The sequence below is a fragment of the Pseudomonas sp. genome (genome assembly GCF_041601375.1).
Lineage (GTDB): Bacteria > Pseudomonadota > Gammaproteobacteria > Pseudomonadales > Pseudomonadaceae > Aquipseudomonas.
On the sequence record NZ_JBFIIG010000099.1, the window covers coordinates 1 to 15,894 of the forward strand.

General features: G+C 65.0%; 14 protein-coding genes and 1 pseudogene. 12 read left to right on the plus strand and 3 right to left on the minus strand.

Going from position 1 to position 15,894, the window contains the following annotated elements:
- The 6 genes and pseudogenes from ABZE94_RS13645 to ABZE94_RS13670 form a co-directional block, all read left to right on the plus strand.
- Window positions 1-292 (plus strand): ATP-binding protein (locus tag ABZE94_RS13645; RefSeq protein ID WP_372876055.1); only part of this gene is annotated, 292 nt, incomplete at its 5' end.
- Between the two features lie 37 nt (window positions 293-329).
- Window positions 330-1,490: an FIST N-terminal domain-containing protein gene (locus tag ABZE94_RS13650; protein WP_372876056.1), complete on the plus strand. Its 1,161-nt coding sequence runs from the start codon at window positions 330-332 to the stop codon at window positions 1,488-1,490.
- A 208-nt stretch (window positions 1,491-1,698) separates the two neighbouring features.
- Window positions 1,699-2,577 (plus strand): annotated as a pseudogene (locus ABZE94_RS13655) (sensor histidine kinase); the annotation flags it as partial.
- Window positions 2,574-3,980, plus strand: a complete 1,407-nt coding sequence (locus tag ABZE94_RS13660; protein ID WP_372876057.1) for an ATP-binding protein — start codon at window positions 2,574-2,576, stop codon at window positions 3,978-3,980. The pseudogene ABZE94_RS13655 and the gene ABZE94_RS13660, both read left to right, overlap by 4 nt.
- Window positions 3,981-4,144: 164 nt before the next feature.
- A complete protein-coding gene (locus ABZE94_RS13665) occupies window positions 4,145-5,929 on the plus strand; it encodes a GspE/PulE family protein (RefSeq protein WP_372876058.1) in 1,785 nt (594 codons plus the stop codon).
- A gap of 251 nt (window positions 5,930-6,180) precedes the next feature.
- Window positions 6,181-7,878: a diguanylate cyclase gene (locus ABZE94_RS13670; protein ID WP_372876059.1), complete on the plus strand. Its 1,698-nt coding sequence runs from the start codon at window positions 6,181-6,183 to the stop codon at window positions 7,876-7,878.
- 15 nt (window positions 7,879-7,893) lie between these two features.
- Here the strand turns inward: ABZE94_RS13670 and ABZE94_RS13675 are convergent, their stop codons facing one another.
- Entirely contained in the window at window positions 7,894-8,592 is a 699-nt protein-coding gene (locus ABZE94_RS13675) for a murein L,D-transpeptidase catalytic domain family protein (protein ID WP_372876060.1), read from the minus strand.
- A 314-nt stretch (window positions 8,593-8,906) separates the two neighbouring features.
- Here ABZE94_RS13675 and ABZE94_RS13680 point away from each other — a divergent pair, with 314 nt between their 5' ends.
- The 5 genes from ABZE94_RS13680 to ABZE94_RS13700 all read left to right on the plus strand — a co-directional run bounded on the left by ABZE94_RS13680 (window position 8,907) and on the right by ABZE94_RS13700 (window position 12,997).
- A complete protein-coding gene (locus tag ABZE94_RS13680; RefSeq protein ID WP_372876061.1) occupies window positions 8,907-10,322 on the plus strand; it encodes a murein L,D-transpeptidase in 1,416 nt (471 codons plus the stop codon).
- Window positions 10,323-10,413: 91 nt separating this feature from the next.
- Window positions 10,414-11,334, plus strand: a complete 921-nt coding sequence (locus ABZE94_RS13685) for an SPFH domain-containing protein (protein ID WP_372876062.1) — start codon at window positions 10,414-10,416, stop codon at window positions 11,332-11,334.
- Window positions 11,335-11,339: 5 nt separating this feature from the next.
- A complete protein-coding gene (locus tag ABZE94_RS13690; protein ID WP_372876063.1) occupies window positions 11,340-11,789 on the plus strand; it encodes an NfeD family protein in 450 nt (149 codons plus the stop codon).
- Window positions 11,786-12,391: a GNAT family N-acetyltransferase gene (locus ABZE94_RS13695; RefSeq protein ID WP_372876064.1), complete on the plus strand. Its 606-nt coding sequence runs from the start codon at window positions 11,786-11,788 to the stop codon at window positions 12,389-12,391. The genes ABZE94_RS13690 and ABZE94_RS13695 overlap by 4 nt, the downstream gene beginning before the upstream one ends.
- A 303-nt stretch (window positions 12,392-12,694) precedes the next feature.
- Complete coding sequence (locus tag ABZE94_RS13700) at window positions 12,695-12,997, plus strand: DUF2388 domain-containing protein (protein ID WP_372876065.1); 303 nt, start codon at window positions 12,695-12,697, stop codon at window positions 12,995-12,997.
- 39 nt (window positions 12,998-13,036) lie between these two features.
- On the opposite strand, the gene ABZE94_RS13705 is transcribed toward ABZE94_RS13700, so the two are convergent.
- A complete protein-coding gene (locus ABZE94_RS13705; RefSeq protein WP_372876068.1) occupies window positions 13,037-13,849 on the minus strand; it encodes an HDOD domain-containing protein in 813 nt (270 codons plus the stop codon).
- A gap of 209 nt (window positions 13,850-14,058) precedes the next feature.
- On the opposite strand from ABZE94_RS13705, the gene ABZE94_RS13710 reads away from it, so the two are divergent.
- Entirely contained in the window at window positions 14,059-15,255 is a 1,197-nt protein-coding gene (locus tag ABZE94_RS13710; RefSeq protein WP_372876066.1) for a class I SAM-dependent rRNA methyltransferase, read from the plus strand.
- Between the two features lie 24 nt (window positions 15,256-15,279).
- Here the strand turns inward: ABZE94_RS13710 and ABZE94_RS13715 are convergent.
- On the minus strand, window positions 15,280-15,894 hold a 615-nt coding region (locus ABZE94_RS13715), incomplete at its 5' end, for an amino acid ABC transporter ATP-binding protein (protein ID WP_372876067.1).

Consider the following 15,894-nt stretch of genomic DNA (forward strand, 5'->3'; position numbering starts at 1 on the left):
GAGCGTGCGCCTGCTGGAGGCGGGCAACCTGCAAATCCGCGTGCAGGACGACGGCGAAGGCATCGCGGCGGAAAACCTCTCCCGGGTCTTTGCCCACGGTTTCACCACCCGCAAGGACGGCCACGGTTTCGGCCTGCACAGCTGCGCATTGGCGGCCATGGAGATGGAGGCCACCCTGACCGCCCATAGCGATGGACCGGGCCAGGGCGCCGTCTTCGTCCTGGAGCTGCCCGCCCGGGCCGTACCGGCAGGTCATGAGACAACCCCTGCCGCGCGCGCCGATGCGCCATAATGACCCGGCCGATGCGTTTTGCCACAAGGAGTGTCTGATGGAGCAGCTGAGTTGCATACGCCAAGCGCAGTCTTGCGCCACCGACGCGCAACAGGCCGTGCAGGAATTCCATGCCGGGGTGGTGCAACCCGACATGGCGCTGGTGGTCTTCTTCTGCTCCAGCGAGTACGACCTGGACGTGCTCGGCGGCGAAATGCAGCGTCTGTTCGCCGGGGTGCAAGTCGTCGGCTGCACCACGGCCGGAGAAATCGGGCCGGCCGGTTGCCTGGAACACAGCCTGACCGGGGCAAGCTTTGCGGCGAGTCATTTCAGCGCTGTCAGCGGCCATCTTGCGCATCTGCAGCAATTCGATGCCGACGCGGGCCAGGCCTTCGCCCAGGGCCTGCTGCAAGAGCTGCACGCCCAGGCGCCGCACAGCGACACGGACAACGGCTTCGCCTTGCTGCTGGTCGATGGTTTGTCGCGGCGGGAGGAACCGGTAACCCGGGCATTCCAACGCGCGCTGGGCAAGCTCCCATTGATCGGCGGTTCGGCGGGTGATGGCATGCAGTTTGTAAAGACCCATGTCTATTGGCAGGGCCGATTTTGTTCCGACAGTGCCATCCTGCTTCTGCTGACCTCGCGCCTGCCCTTCCGGATATTCAAAACCCAGCATTTCGTTACCACGGACCAACGCCTGGTTGTCACCGAAGCCGATGCCGCTGCCCGCGTCGTCCAGGAAATCAATGGACTGCCGGCGAGCCAGGAATACGCGCGAATGCTCGGCATCGATGTCTGCGATCTCGCCCCCGCGCGTTTCGCAGCCTGGCCGCTGGTACTGACGATCGGCGGCACGACCTACGTGCGCGCCGTCCAGAAAGCCAACCCGGATGGCAGCCTGACGTTCTTCTGCGCCATCGAAAACGGGCTGGTACTGCGGCTGGCACAGGGCGCGAACCTCCTGCAGAACCTGGAGCAGACTTTTGCCGGGATACGGGCCGAGATCGGCCCGCCACTGCTCGTCCTCGCCTGTGATTGCATGGGACGCAAACTGGAAATTGCCCAGAGCCCCGACAAACAGCGCATCGGCGAAGTCCTGTTGCAGAACAACAGCGTCGGCTTCAACACCTACGGCGAACAGTTCCGTGGCGTACATGTCAATCAGACGCTGGTCGGCATAGCGATAGGCCCGCAAGCCCTGGAGACCAACGATGCCTGAGTCAGCCGCGTGCCGCGAACCAACAGCCGAGCAAGCCGCAGAGCGCGAAATCGTCCGGCTCAACAAGATCATCCGCGCCCTGATGGACCGTGCCGAACGCAGCGCCAATGCCCAGGGCTCGGATTTCGACCTGTTCCAGACCACCATCATGCTGGAAGAGCAGGTACTCAGCCGCACGGCGGAGTTGCAAGCGGCCCTGGGCGACAACGAGAACATCACCCACGAACTGCGCCAGACCCAGAGCCGCCTGGTGGCCACGGCGCGCCAGGCCGGCATGGCCGAAATCGCCACCAACGTGCTGCATAACGTCGGCAACGTGCTCAACAGCGTCAACGTCTCCGCCGAGCTGGTCAGCCGCAAGGTGCGCGCCTCCAAGGCCCAGGGGCTGGCCAAGGCGGTCCGGCTGATCAACGAGCATTCCGCCGACCTCGGCGACTTCCTCAGCCACGACGCCAAGGGCAAGCTGCTGCCGGCTTACCTGAACCAGTTGGTCGAGGCCATCGCCGCCGAGCAGCAGGGCATAGTCGAAGAACTCGAGCACCTGACCAGGAGCATTGGCCACATCAAGGAGATAGTCGCCACCCAGCAGTCCTATGCGGGGGCGTCGAGCATGATCGAACCGGTCCGGCTCGCCGACTTGCTGGAGGATGCCCTGCGCATCCACGCCGAGGCGCTTAACCGCCAGCGGATCAGCGTGATCAAGGCGTTCGCCGCAACGCCGCCGCTGTTACTCGACAAGCATCGGCTGCTGCTGATCCTGGTCAACCTGATCAGCAACGCCAAGGATGCGTTATCGGTCCCGGCTAACCAGTCGCCAACCCTGACCCTGAGCGTACGACTGCTGGACGAGACCACTGTGCAGATCCGTGTGCAGGACGATGGCGAAGGCATCGCGGCGGAGAACCTCACCCGGATCTTTGCCCACGGTTTCACCACCCGCAAGGACGGCCACGGTTTCGGCCTGCACAGTTGCGCGCTGGCGGCCATGGAAATGGGCGGCAGCCTGACGGCCCACAGCGACGGCCCGGATCGAGGGGCGACCTTCACGCTCGAATTACCCATTGCAGCCACACTGGATAGCCTATGAGTACGCTGCATAACCGACGCATCCTGCTGATCGACGATACGCCCTCGATCCATGAGGACTTCCGCAAGATCCTCCTGCTGGATACCCGGACGGAGGCCGAACTGGATGCGGTCGAGGCGGCGCTGTTCGGCGAGGAGCTCAAGGCCGGCGCCCCGCAATTCGAACTCGATTCGGCCTACCAGGGCCAGGAAGGCCTGGCCAAGGTCTGCGCGTCCATGCGGGCCAACCGCCCCTACGCCCTGGCCTTCGTCGACATGCGCATGCCGCTGGGCTGGGACGGCGTCGAGACCATCGAACAACTCTGGCAAGAAGATCCGCGCCTGCAGATAGTGATCTGTACCGCATACGCCGACTACTCCTGGGAAGAGGTTCTCGACCGCCTCGACAGCCGCGATCGGCTGCTGATCCTGAAGAAGCCCTTCGACAATATCGAGGTCTGCCAACTGGCCAATGCGCTAACGGCCAAGTGGGAAATGACCCAGCAGGCGGCCCTGCAGATGAGCGACCTGGAGGCCAAGGTCGTCGAGCGAACCCACGAGATCAGGCAAGCCAGCGAAGCGCTGCAGGTGGAAATCCTCGAACGCAAACAGCTGCAGAGCCAGCTGCTGCAAGCCGAGAAACTGGCCTCCATCGGCCAACTGGCGGCGGGCGTCGCGCACGAGATCAATAACCCGATCGGCTATATCTCCTCCAATTTCTGCACGCTCGAGGGTTATTACGCGGGGCTGCTGGAGATGCTGAGTGCATACGAGGCCGTGGAGCAGACCGTGGGTTCACCGGAGGTGGTGGCCAAGCTGCAGAGCCTGCGCGAACGCCTGGAGCTCGACTTCCTCAAGGAGGACATCCCGCAGCTGATGCGCGAATCCAGGCAGGGCATCGCCCGGGTGCGCCAGATCGTCCAGGACCTGAAGGACTTCTCGCGGATCGACTCGAACCAGGAATGGCAGTGGGCCAACCTGGAAGAAGGCATCGACTCGACCCTCAACATCGTCGCCAACGAGATCAAGTACAAGGCCGATGTGCTCAAGCAATACGCGGGCATCGGCGAGATCGAATGCCTGCCTGCGCAACTCAACCAGGTCGTCCTCAACCTGCTGGTCAACGCCGCCCAGGCGATGGGGCCCGAGCGGGGTACGATCAGCATTCGTACCGGTACGGCGACCGAGCGGGTCTGGATAGAGGTGGCGGATAGCGGCCAGGGCATTGCCGCGCAAGTCCTGCCGCGGATCTTCGAGCCCTTCTTCACCACCAAGCCCATCGGCCAGGGCACCGGACTGGGCCTGTCGCTTTCCTACGGCATCGTGCAGAAGCATAACGGCACGCTCAGCGTGGACAGCGCAGTGGGCCTGGGCAGCACCTTCCGCATCGAACTGCCGGTACGCCAGCCCGCGCGGTCCAAATGAGCGCCGGCGCTCGCGACTCAATAGCCTGCGAGCGCCAGACTGGGTAACCGATCACGCTTGGCGCTTCGCCCTCGTCAACAGTTTCGGGCATGCTAGTGCCTGGTATGGGAGGACAGCGCTCTGACTGCTGCCTGCCGTGCGCCGAGAGAGACCCAGGAGCCCGCATGCCCGCCTTTGCTGCAACCAACCAAGACCGCGCCCTTGAGCTCGGCGACCTGCTGCGCGAGCTGGTCGCCCAGGGCCGGGTCGACCAGGACAGCGCCGAGCAGTGCCTGGCGATCCGCCGCAGCGCGGTGAACAATCAGCAGCATCCGCTGGAGTTTCTCGCCGCCCAGCAGGTCGACGACCTCAGCCGTCCGGGCAACAAGCTCGATCTGGAAAGCCTCACCCTCTGGCTGGCGCAGTTCGCCGGCCAGCCCTACCTGCGCATCGACCCGCTGAAGATCGACGTCGCCGCCATCACCCCGCTGATGTCCTACGCCTTCGCCCAACGGCACAAGATCCTCGCCGTGGCGGTAGGCCCCGATGCGGTGACCATCGCCAGCGCGCAACCGCTGATGCGCAGCTGGGAAGCCAACCTGACCCACGTGCTCAAGCGCCCGATCAAGCGCGTGGTGGCCAATCCGGCGGACATCCAGCGCCTGACCGTGGAGTTCTACCGCCTGGCCAAGTCGGTCAGCGGCGCCAGCGCCGGCGACAGCAAGATCAGCGGGGTCGGCAACTTCGAGCAGCTGCTCAACCTCGGTGCCCAGGATCAGGAACCGGACGCCAACGACGCGCATATCGTCAACATCGTCGACTGGCTGTTCCAGTACGCCTTCCAGCAGCGCGCCAGCGATATCCACATCGAGCCGCGCCGCGAGCAGGGCAGCGTGCGCTTTCGCATCGACGGCGTGCTGCACACCGTCTATCAGCTGCCACCGCAGGTGACCATGGCGGTGGTCAGCCGCCTGAAGAGCCTGGGCCGGATGAACGTCGCGGAAAAGCGCAAACCCCAGGACGGCCGGGTCAAGACCAAGATTCCGGATGGCGGCGAAGTCGAACTGCGCCTGTCGACCCTGCCCACCGCCTTCGGCGAAAAACTCGTGATGCGCATCTTCGACCCGGAAGTGCTGCTGAAAAGCTTCGACCAGCTGGGTTTCTCGCCGGACGACATGAAGCGCTGGGCAGACATGACTCGCCAGCCCAACGGCATCATTCTGGTCACCGGCCCCACCGGCTCGGGCAAGACCACCACCCTCTACACCACGCTCAAGCAACTGGCGACCTCCGAGGTCAACGTCTGCACCATCGAAGACCCGATCGAGATGATCGAAGGCGCCTTCAACCAGATGCAGGTGCAGCACAACATCGACCTGAGCTTCGCCAGCGGCGTGCGCGCGCTGATGCGCCAGGATCCGGACATCATCATGATCGGCGAGATCCGCGACCTGGAAACCGCCGAGATGGCGATCCAGGCCGCGCTCACCGGCCACCTGGTGCTGTCCACCCTGCACACCAACGACGCGCCCAGCGCCATCACCCGCCTGCTCGAACTGGGCGTGCCGCATTACCTGCTCAAGGCCACACTGCTCGGGGTCATGGCCCAGCGCCTGGTGCGCACCCTGTGCCCGCACTGCAAGGCGCCGCATGAGCTCGGCGAAGACGACTGGCAGAGCCTGACCAAACCCTGGAACGCGCCGCTGCCGACCGCTGCGCACAAGGCCGTGGGTTGCCTGGAGTGTCGTGATACCGGCTACCGCGGGCGCGCCGGGGTCTACGAAATCATGCAGCTCAACGATGCGATCAAACCGCTGATCAACGCCGACACCGACCTCAGCGCCCTGCGCCGCCATGCCTTCAAGGAAGGCATGCGCAGCTTGCGGCTGTCCGGCGCGCAAAAGGTCGCCGCGGGTCTGACCACCATCGAGGAAGTGCTGCGGGTCACGCCGCAGAGCGAACAGCGCTGAGAGACAGGCACAATGCCAGTGTTCGGCTGGCCGCGCACAGGGCATGACCGGCCTTAGCGAGGGACTGTCCGTGGCCCGACAGTTCTGGCTGAGGCAGTTTGTTGCGCCCTGTTGAGGCGGGAGACCGCCCGCGAACAGTGGCGCTATTCCACGAAAAATAGCGCCAAAATGACCAAATCCGGCTTTTGCGCAGCACCACAGTGTTAAATCCGACAGGCTGCTAGACTAGCGGCAAAATGACCGAGGCCTCCATGAGCGCGAGCCCACCCCGCCTGCACTGGCCCACCTGGTGTGCCTGGCTATTGCTGTGCCTGTCACCCCATGCCCTGGCCTGGGCCGACGTCGACGAGCAGACGCAATCCCTTGGCCTGCACCTCAGCCTGCTCGACAGCGCCGAACCGATCAGCCTTGAGGCCGCCATTGTGGCTCGTGAGGCCGGCGAGTTCCGCCCCTCGCAGCAGCGGGTGCCACGCTTCGGCATCGGCACTGCGCCACACTGGATCTACCTGCCGCTGCACAATCCCACGGCACAGCCGCTCAAACGCACCCTGCAACTGGGCAAAGCCTGGATTGACCAAATGGACGTCTACCTGCTCGGCGATGGCCAGCTCCTGCAGCAACTGCATGCCGGTGATGGCCAGTTGCAACGCCTACAGGCCGCTCCTGGGATGGGATATCTGCTGGAACTTGAGCTGCCGCCGGGGGACTCTGAACTCTATGCACAGGTCTACACTGCAGATCCCCTGATCCTGCCTGTACGCCTGCTTAGCGCTAGCGACCTGCAGCAGGCGCAAACGGCCACCCAGTACAGCTACGGCGCCCTGTACGGATTCCTGCTGGCGCTATTGGCCTACAACCTGATGCTCTATGCCGGCCTCAAGGATCGCAACAACCTCAACTACTCGATCTACCTCGGCGCCTTCATCCTGCTCAACCTGTCCTACACCGGCCATGCCGGCGCCTGGCTTTGGCCGGACTCGCTGTTCCTCAAGCGCTATGTCAACCCGGCCCTGATGACCGCAACAGCCTGGCTTGGCCTGCACTTCGCCCGTCATTTTCTAGCGCTGGACACCCATACACCTCGCCTGGCTCGCGCGGTCAAGCACGGTGCCTCTGCCGCGTTGCTGATCCTCGCGCTCTGCGCCAGCCTGGACTGGCATGCCCAGGCCCTCTGGGTGGCCTTCTTCAGCGTGCTCGTCTACAGCCTGCTGATGGTGCTACTGGGCTTGGTCAGCCTGAGACGCGGCCAGGTGGCGGCGCGCTATTTTCTCGCCGCCACCTTGTTCGGCATGCTCGGCACCGCCCTGACCGACCTCAGCGTATGGGGCATGATCCCCTTCACCACCCTGACCTACCGCGCGGTGGAAATCGGCATTCTGCTGGAAGCCACCCTGCTGGCCCTGGCCCTGGCCTATCAGATGCGCCGGCACCAGCGGGCACGCCTTGAGGCGGAAAACCTTGCCCGCATCGAACCACTGACAGGCCTTCTCAACCGCAGGGCCTTCCTCGAACAGGGTAATAGCCTGTGGAGCCAGGCCATTCGCCATGGCCAGCCACTGGCGCTGATCATGCTCGACCTCGATCACTTCAAGGCCATCAATGACCAGCATGGCCATGACATGGGCGACCACTACCTGATCAACACTGCCCGCCTGATCAGCGAGCAATGCCGCGCGGGCGATCTGCTGGCCCGCTGGGGGGGCGAGGAATTTCTGCTGCTTCTGCCACACACCTGCCTGGAGGAGGCACTGCTACTGGCCGAGCGCCTGCGTCAGGCGATCGCCACCCTGACGCCCGGCCCAGTAGCCCTGAGCGCCAGCTTGGGCGTGGTTGCACGCGGGCAACAGATGCAACTGGAGCACTTGATCAACGCCGCAGACGAGCGCCTCTACCAGGCCAAGCAGAACGGCCGCAACCGCATCTGCGGGCCACTAGCCGAGTGCTGCTGAGCCTTGCGCGCGCAGTCAACGCAAGCTGGCGAGCTGGGCCGACTTGCAGTTGAGGTAGGCCGAGCCCTGCAGCCAGTCTTGGTCCGGGTACCAGGCGAAGATGAACTGGCCACCCTTGAGCTGGTCGACCACCATCCGCGCCACTTGCGGACGCACCGCCGGGCAACCGAGGCTGCGGCCGATCCGGCCCTGAGTCTTTGCCAGGCGCGGGTCGACATAGCTGGCGGCGTGGATGACGATGGCGCGCTCGCGGGCACGGTCGTTCACCCCGGGTTCGAGCCCGTCCATGCGCAACGAGTAACCGTGCTTGCCGCTGTAGCTCTCCGCCGCACGGAACAGACCCAGGCTGGACTGATGACTGTCCTGGGTGTTGGAAAAGCGCGTGGCCAGATTCTCGCCAGACATCCGCCCGTGGGCGACCAGGTCGTTCAGCAGCAGGCGTTGATGCTGCAGATCGAAGATCCACAACCGCCGCGCCGTGGACGGCTGCGCATAGTCGATCACCGCCAGGCGCTGCGCCGGTTCGGCACCATGCTTGAGCGCACACTGCATGGCCGCCAGCGCATGCTCGAGGACCTGGCGATCGAGCCCGGGGGCTACGCGCGTCAGGCTGTCGAACAGCGGTGGCGGGGCGGATGCCGCCGCCAGCCAGGGCGACGCCAGCAGGCACAACCCGGTCAGGGTGAGGCCGAATCGGCGGAGTGATTTGATCATGGGCAGGAAGCTCCTGTGTACACTGCGGCGAACATTCGGCGAGCGCTTGTTTCAATCGCCTCGGGCGTAATACGAGCCGCCGACGACCACCCCACTCGACGGCATAGAGCAATCACGGAACTGGCGAATCATGGACTGCAAGGCGCGATTGTACAAAAAAACCGCACATTACCTGACCGCCGGCTGTCTGCTGGCGCTCACGGCCCAGGCCTACGGCGTCGACGACGGCGCTAGCCAGGCGATCCGCCAGAGCTTCACCGCCCCCCCGTGCCTGCGCCTCGACGCTCGCGGCTGCCGAGCTGCAGAGCTCCGGTTTGCTCCACGAATTCTATGCACAAGAGGCATTCCTCCCGCTCTGGCAAGAGCCTAGCCGGCGCGTGGCGCTGCTGCACGAACTGGAGCAACTGGCCGACGACAGCCTCGACCCGAGCGAGTATCGGCTCGACAACCTGCGCGCCCCGCTGCCGAAAGATCTCCAGCAGCGCGCCTGCGCCGACCTGCTGATCAGCCACAGTTACCTGCAAGCCCTGCAGCATCTGGCGCACGGGCGGGTGGCGCAAGAACCGATCGAGCCCTTCTGGCGGGCCCCCGACAGCCTCAGCCCGACACCTCGCCCCAGCGTGCTCAGCCTGGCCCGGCAGGGGCTCGACGACCTGCCGGCCGCCTTCGCCGCGGCGCGTCCAGCTCTGCGCCAGTATAAGGCGCTGCGCCAAGCCTACGCCGAGCGCCGACGCCTGCCACTCAACGAGTGGACGCCGCTTCCCAGTGGTCGCCTGCTGCGCCCGGACATGCGCGATGCGCGCGTTCCCCTGCTGGTCGCCCGCCTGGCCGCGGAAGGCTATATAGATGAACGACCCGCCAGCGACCACTATGACGCCATACTCGTGGCTGCGGTGGAGCACTTCCAGACCCGCCATGGCCTGCAGGCCGACGCGGTAATCGGCCCGGACAGCCTGACCGCCCTGAATACCAGTGCGGCCGCACGCCTGGAGCAACTGCGGGTCAACCTCGAGCGCTGGCGCTGGCTGGCCGGCGACATCGAGGCCGAAACCCTGCTGGTGGATATCGCCGGCGGCCAGCTCAGCTATTACCGCGACCATCAGTTGCTGTGGCAGGGCCGCGCCCAGGTCGGCCGGCCGGCACGCCAGACACCACAGCTCAAGTCACTGGTCAGCCGCCTGACCCTCAACCCCACCTGGACCGTGCCGCCGACCATCCTGCGCGAGGACAAGCTGCCGCAGATCCGCCGCGACCTCGGCTATCTGCAGCGCCAGCAGTTGCGCGTGCTCGACCGCGACGGCACGCCGCTCGACCCGGCCAAGGTCGACTGGCAGAAGCCCGGGGCGATCATCCTGCGCCAGGATGCCGGGCCGAATAACCCCCTCGGGCAATTGGTCATCCGCTTTGCCAACCCGTTTTCCGTGTACCTGCACGACACCCCCAGCCAGCACCTGTTCGGCAAGTCGCCGCGCGCCTTCAGCTCCGGTTGCGTGCACATAGAAGGCATCGTCGAACTGCTCGACACCCTGCTGCCGGCCGCTGACTGTGCCGAGATCGCACGCCTGCTGGCCAGCGGCAAAACCACAGAATTCCCGATGCGCGAGCGCCTGCCGATCATCCTCGCCTACTGGACCGCCACGGTCGACGCCGACGGCGAGCTGATCCTGCGCAACGACCTCTATGCACGGGATCGAAAATTGCTCGCCGCCCTGCAGCGCAACACCTACTGATTCACAAGTCCGCCTGGCACCCGGGCAAAACGCCAGCTATAGGCATACAATCGCCCGTTGTCTTACAAGCCCCCGCAAGGAAATACGCCTCATGGAAATCGGCAGCGTCATCATTCTCTTCGTCGGCCTAGCCCTGGCCGTGGTCTTTATGGGTTTCAAAGTGGTGCCTCAGGGCTCCCAGTGGACGGTCGAGCGCTTCGGCCGCTACACCAACACCCTGACCCCGGGCCTGAACATCATCGTGCCGGTGATGGACCGCATCGGCCACAAGCTCAGCGTCATGGAAACCGTGCTGGATATTCCGCCGCAGGAGGTGATCACCGCCGACAATGCCACCGTGCAGATCGATGCCGTGTGCTTCTTCCAGGTGATCAACGCCGCCCAGGCCGCTTATGAGGTGAACAACCTCAACCATGCGATCCGCAATCTGCTGCAGACCAATATCCGCACCGTGCTCGGCTCCCTGGAGCTGGACGCCATGCTCAGCCAGCGCGACGCGATCAACGAGAAGCTGCTGAAGACGGTCGACGAAGCCACGGCCCCCTGGGGCATCAAGATCACCCGCATCGAAATCAAGGACATCAGCCCGCCCGCCGACCTGATGGCGGCCATGTCCGGACAGATGAAGGCCGAACGCATCAAGCGCGCGCAGATCCTCGAGGCCGAAGGCCAGCGTCAGGCCGCCATTCTCACCGCCGAAGGCAAGAAACAGGCGCAGATCCTCGAAGCCGAGGGGCAGCGCCAGGCCGCCTTCCTCGAAGCCGAAGCCCGCGAACGCGCCGCCGGCGCCGAAGCCGAAGCCACCCGGGTGGTCTCTGAGGCAATTGCCAGCGGCAACGTGCAGGCGATCAACTACTTCGTCGCGCAGAAATACATCGACGCCCTCGGTCAGTTGGCCAGCGCCGACAACAGCAAGGTGATCCTCATGCCGCTGGAGGCCAGTCAGGTGATCGGCGCGGTCAGCGGTATCGGTGAAATCGTCAAGGCCACCTTCGGTAATAAGCAGGGTTAAGCGCGATGTGGGACTACTTGCAGCACCTGTCGCACTGGAACTGGCTGGCCCTCGGCACCCTGCTGCTGATCCTCGAGGTGTTCGGCGCCGGCGGTTACCTGCTGTGGATCGGCATCGCCGCCGCGAGCGTAGGCGTGTTGACCTACCTGGTCCCGGAGCTGCCCTGGGCCGTGCAATTCATCCTGTTCGGCGCCCTCTCGGTGCTTACTGCGGTGTACTGGTGGCGCCGCCAGCGCACCGCGGCCAAGCCCTCGGATCAACCGGGGCTGAACCGTCGCGGCAGCGAACTGGTGGGCCGCCAGTTCGTCCTCCATGAAGCCATCAGCGCGGGCCACGGCAAGATCAAGGCCGGCGACACCCTGTGGCTGGTCAGCGGCCCGGACCTGCCGGTCGGCAGCAAGGTCAAGGTGATTGGCCAGGACGGCGTGCTGCTGAAAGTCGAAGCTGGCGAGTGAGCGCTGTGCATCTCGCACCACTTGCGGTGGCGCAGGATGGCGCAGCTCTCGACCTGCTCGACCGGGCCTTTGCCGGCGACCCGACTCTCGGTTGGTACCTGTTCGCCGAGCGCCCGGGCTTTGCCCAACGCCGCCGCGCCTATCTGGCGGCGTATCAACGCTTTCACCGTGTCAACCGCATGCCGATCCTCGCCGCCTGGCAGGCCGAACAGCTGGTCGGCGCCGCTTATTTCAGCCTGACCGGACAGCATCCCAGCGCCAGCAGCCTGGAGGAGATCGGCCGGGCGATCCGCCAGCAGTGCGGCACCGACTGCCTGGCCCGGCTCGACCAGTTGCTCGAGGCCTTCGAACAGCAGCTGAACCACCGCGACAGCGCGCGCATCGAGTTCATCGCCGTGGCGCCCGCCCAGCAAGGCGGGGGCATCGGCAGCAGGCTGCTGAGCCAGACCCTGGCCCAACTGCGCCAGCAGGGCTGCCAGCGTGTCGCCCTGGAAACCGGCGAGCCGCGCAACCTGGCGCTGTATCGGCGCCACGGTTTTGCCCAGAGCAGCCACCTGCAGCTGCCGGGCCTGCAGCAGTACTACCTGCAAGCGGATTGCTAGACCGGATGGGTTAGGCACTCGCAAATTGACCTGCTGTCCGCAGAATAAACGCGCCGTAACCCATCATCGATACTCACCCTGCCCGCGGGTACAGGCATAAACCGCCCGATGGGTATCGCTGCGCTCAACGCCATCCTACGGAGGACGAGTTGCGCCGGTATTTGTGGCGACCCCCGCTATGGCTCCCACGCAGAACGGCGCACCCTCCCCGCACCTGGCACGTCCGCCCTTGATCGGCCTGACTGAACCCCTGGCAGCAAGTTGGACTCTTAATACATAGGCAAACCTTGCGGAGTCACTCATATGCGCCGTTTCAGTCCATTGATGCTTACCGTCCTCATCGCCTTCACGGCCCCGACATTCGCTGACGATCTGGTGCGCGACATTCTCTCGTCCGGGGCGACCACCGCCTCGACTTACCTGACCTTCAAGGATGACAAGCTGATCGTGCCTGTCCGCGACGATGCCAGCAGCTATGTCGCCAGCGGTGGCGAAATCCGTGGGCCTTATCTGGAAGCCGCGCTGCACCGATTGCGCGCCGAGCATCCCGAGCTGCAGGCCAGCGACATGGAATTGGCCAGCGCCATCCTCGCCGCGGAACAGTAGCAGCAGGCCACCGGAAAACCAGCCGCGGCCAAGTGCAAGTCAGGCCCTGCCCAGCTCGCGGATGCTCTCGCGCAGGTGTTCGAAGTCGTGCCCGGACAAGCCGACATACTCCAGCACCAGCTGCTCGATGCTCTGCCACTCATGGTCCTCGGCCTGATTGCCCAGCACCCGGTGGCTTTCGCAGATGTGCTCGGCCATCTTCAGAATCGCCAACAGGGTCTTCAGCTGGGTATCGCGGTCGGAGTCGTCGCCGAAGATCGCCAGCGCATCGTGGTGGCTGGCAATCGCCTCGCACAGGTGCAGCGGCAGGTTCCACGATTTGGCGGTGAAATAACCGACCACCGCATGGTTGGTGTTGAGCAGGCGATTCTCGCTATCGACCACCCGCATCTCGCTGCCGGCACAGTAATAGGCCTCTTCCAGCACCGTCATGAAATCGGGGAAGCGCTTGACCATCAGCGGAATGCCGCAGTTGTGGAACAGCCCCAGGGTGTAGGCCTCGTCCGGCGACTGGTAGCCGATGTGCTTGGCCAGGGTCAGGCAGGCCATGGCCACATCCTGGGCACTGTCCCAGAACCGGTTGAGGGTGACGATGGTTTCGTCGCTGAGCTCGCCCTTGATCGACTGGGCATTGATCAGGTTGATCACCGTGTCGCAACCGAGCAGGTTGACCGCCTGCTGGATCGAGGCGATGCGGTTGGCCAGGCCGAAGAACGGCGAGTTGACGATCTTCAACAACGCCCCGGACAGGCCGGGATCCTGGCTGATCAGCTTGGCGATGGCCTTCAGGTCGGGATGGGGCATGACCTGCTCCATCTGCAGGTCGACCATGATCTGTGGCTGCGGCGGCACGCTGATGCCTTGCAGGGCCTGCTGAATCTGTTCGGCGGAGAGGGGCTGGGCCATGACGGCTCGACAAGGATGGCAGAAGGCCAGAGTGTAGCCGGATTGCCCCCCATCCGAGCAAGCAGCAAACACCTCGACCACAGGGAAAGCCCACCAGGCCCGCGCCTGCCCTCGGCGAAACGGCTATAATCGCGCTCTTTTTCCGGAGAGCCCCCATGTCCCTGCCCAGCCTGCGCCTGAAAGCCAACGCCGATCGACGCCTGCGCGCCGGCCATCTGTGGGTCTACAGCAACGAAATCGATGTTGCCGCCACGCCGCTGCACGGCTTCGCCGCAGGCGATCAGGCGATCCTCGAAGCGGCCGGCGGCAAGGCGCTGGGCGTGGTCGCGATGAGCCCGAACAACCTGATCTGCGCCCGCCTGCTGTCGCGCGACGTCAAGCACGTACTGGACAAGTCCCTGCTGGTGCACCGCATCAATGTCGCCCTGTCGCTGCGCCAGCGCCTGTTCGACCAGCCCTGCTACCGCCTGGTATTCGGCGACTCCGATCTGCTCCCAGGCCTGGTGGTGGATCGCTTCTTCGACATTCTGGTGGTGCAGCTGGCATCGGCCACCATGGAGCGCTGCAAGGACGAGGTGCTGGCCGCGCTGATCCAGGTGATCAAGCCGAGCGGCATCCTGCTCAAGAACGACTCCGCCGCACGCGACGCCGAAGGCCTGGAGCGCTATGTCGACACCGCCTTCGGCGTGGTGCCGGAATGGGTGGCGCTGGAAGAGAACGGGGTGAAGTTCGAGGCCCCGGTGATCGAGGGCCAGAAGACCGGCTGGTTCTTCGACCACCGCATGAACCGCGCCCGCCTGGCGCCCTATGTCAAGGGCAAGCGGGTGCTCGACCTGTTCAGCTATATCGGCGGCTGGGGCGTGCAGGCGGCGGCGTTCGGCGCCACTGAAGTCATGTGCGTGGACGCCTCGGCCTTCGCCCTCGACGGCGTCGAGCGCAACGCCGCACTCAACGGCCTGTCGGAACAGGTCGCCTGCATCGAAGGCGATGTCTTCGCCGCGCTCAAGGAGCTGAAGAGCGCCGAAGAACGCTTCGACGTGGTGATCGCCGATCCGCCCGCCTTCATCAAGCGCAAGAAGGACCTGAAGAACGGCGAAGCCGCCTACCGCCGCCTCAACGAGGCGGCCATGCGCCTGCTCAACAAGGACGGCATCCTGGTCAGCGCCTCCTGCTCCATGCACCTGCCGGAAGACGACCTGCAGAACATCCTGCTGACCAGCGCCCGCCACCTCGATCGCAACATCCAACTGCTCGAACGCGGCGCCCAGGGACCGGATCATCCGGTGCACCCGGCCATCGCCGAAACTCGCTACATCAAGTCGCTGACCTGCCGCCTGCTGCCCAACAGCTAGGCGGCTGCAGCGGCATCGCTCGCCTCAATGCAGGATCTGGGTCAGGAAGGCCTGCGCTCGCGGGCTCTTCGGCGCATTGAAGAAGGTCTCGGGCGGGCTGTCCTCGACGATGCGCCCGCCGTCGAGGAACAGCACGCGCTGCGCCACCTGGCGGGCGAAGCCCATCTCGTGGGTGACGCAGAGCATGGTCATGCCGCTGTCGGCCAGCTTGACCATCACATCCAGCACCTCGCTGACCATTTCCGGGTCCAGTGCCGAGGTCGGCTCGTCGAACAGCATGATCCGCGGCTGCATGCACAGCGCCCGGGCGATGGCCACGCGCTGCTGCTGACCGCCGGATAGCTGGCTGGGGTACTTGCCGGCCTGGCTTTCGATGCCGACCTTGGCCAGGTAGTGGCGCGCCCGCTCCTCGGCGGCCTGGCGGCTCAGGCCATGCACGCTGATCGGCGCCAGGCTGCAGTTGTCCAGCACGCTCATGTGCGGGAACAGGTTGAAATGCTGGAACACCATGCCGATCTCGCGGCGCACCCTGGCGGCCTGGGCGCTGTCCTTGGACAGGTCGCTGCCCTCGACCAGGATGCGCCCCTGTTCGGCGACTTCCAGCCGGTTGATGCAGCGGATCAGGGTCGACTTGCCCGA

Excerpts from the sequence above, each read along its gene's own strand:
- ABZE94_RS13710 (WP_372876066.1), top strand. The coding sequence starts at position 14,059 with ATGTCCCTGCCCAGCCTGCGCCTGAAAGCCAACGCCGATCGACGCCTG.
- ABZE94_RS13665 (WP_372876058.1), top strand. The coding sequence starts at position 4,145 with ATGCCCGCCTTTGCTGCAACCAACCAAGACCGCGCCCTTGAGCTCGGC.
- ABZE94_RS13660 (WP_372876057.1), top strand. The coding sequence starts at position 2,574 with ATGAGTACGCTGCATAACCGACGCATCCTGCTGATCGACGATACGCCC.
- ABZE94_RS13700 (WP_372876065.1), top strand. The coding sequence starts at position 12,695 with ATGCGCCGTTTCAGTCCATTGATGCTTACCGTCCTCATCGCCTTCACG.
- ABZE94_RS13675 (WP_372876060.1), bottom strand. The coding sequence starts at position 8,592 with ATGATCAAATCACTCCGCCGATTCGGCCTCACCCTGACCGGGTTGTGC.
- ABZE94_RS13650 (WP_372876056.1), top strand. The coding sequence starts at position 330 with ATGGAGCAGCTGAGTTGCATACGCCAAGCGCAGTCTTGCGCCACCGAC.
- ABZE94_RS13685 (WP_372876062.1), top strand. The coding sequence starts at position 10,414 with ATGGAAATCGGCAGCGTCATCATTCTCTTCGTCGGCCTAGCCCTGGCC.
- ABZE94_RS13690 (WP_372876063.1), top strand. The coding sequence starts at position 11,340 with ATGTGGGACTACTTGCAGCACCTGTCGCACTGGAACTGGCTGGCCCTC.
- ABZE94_RS13670 (WP_372876059.1), top strand. The coding sequence starts at position 6,181 with ATGAGCGCGAGCCCACCCCGCCTGCACTGGCCCACCTGGTGTGCCTGG.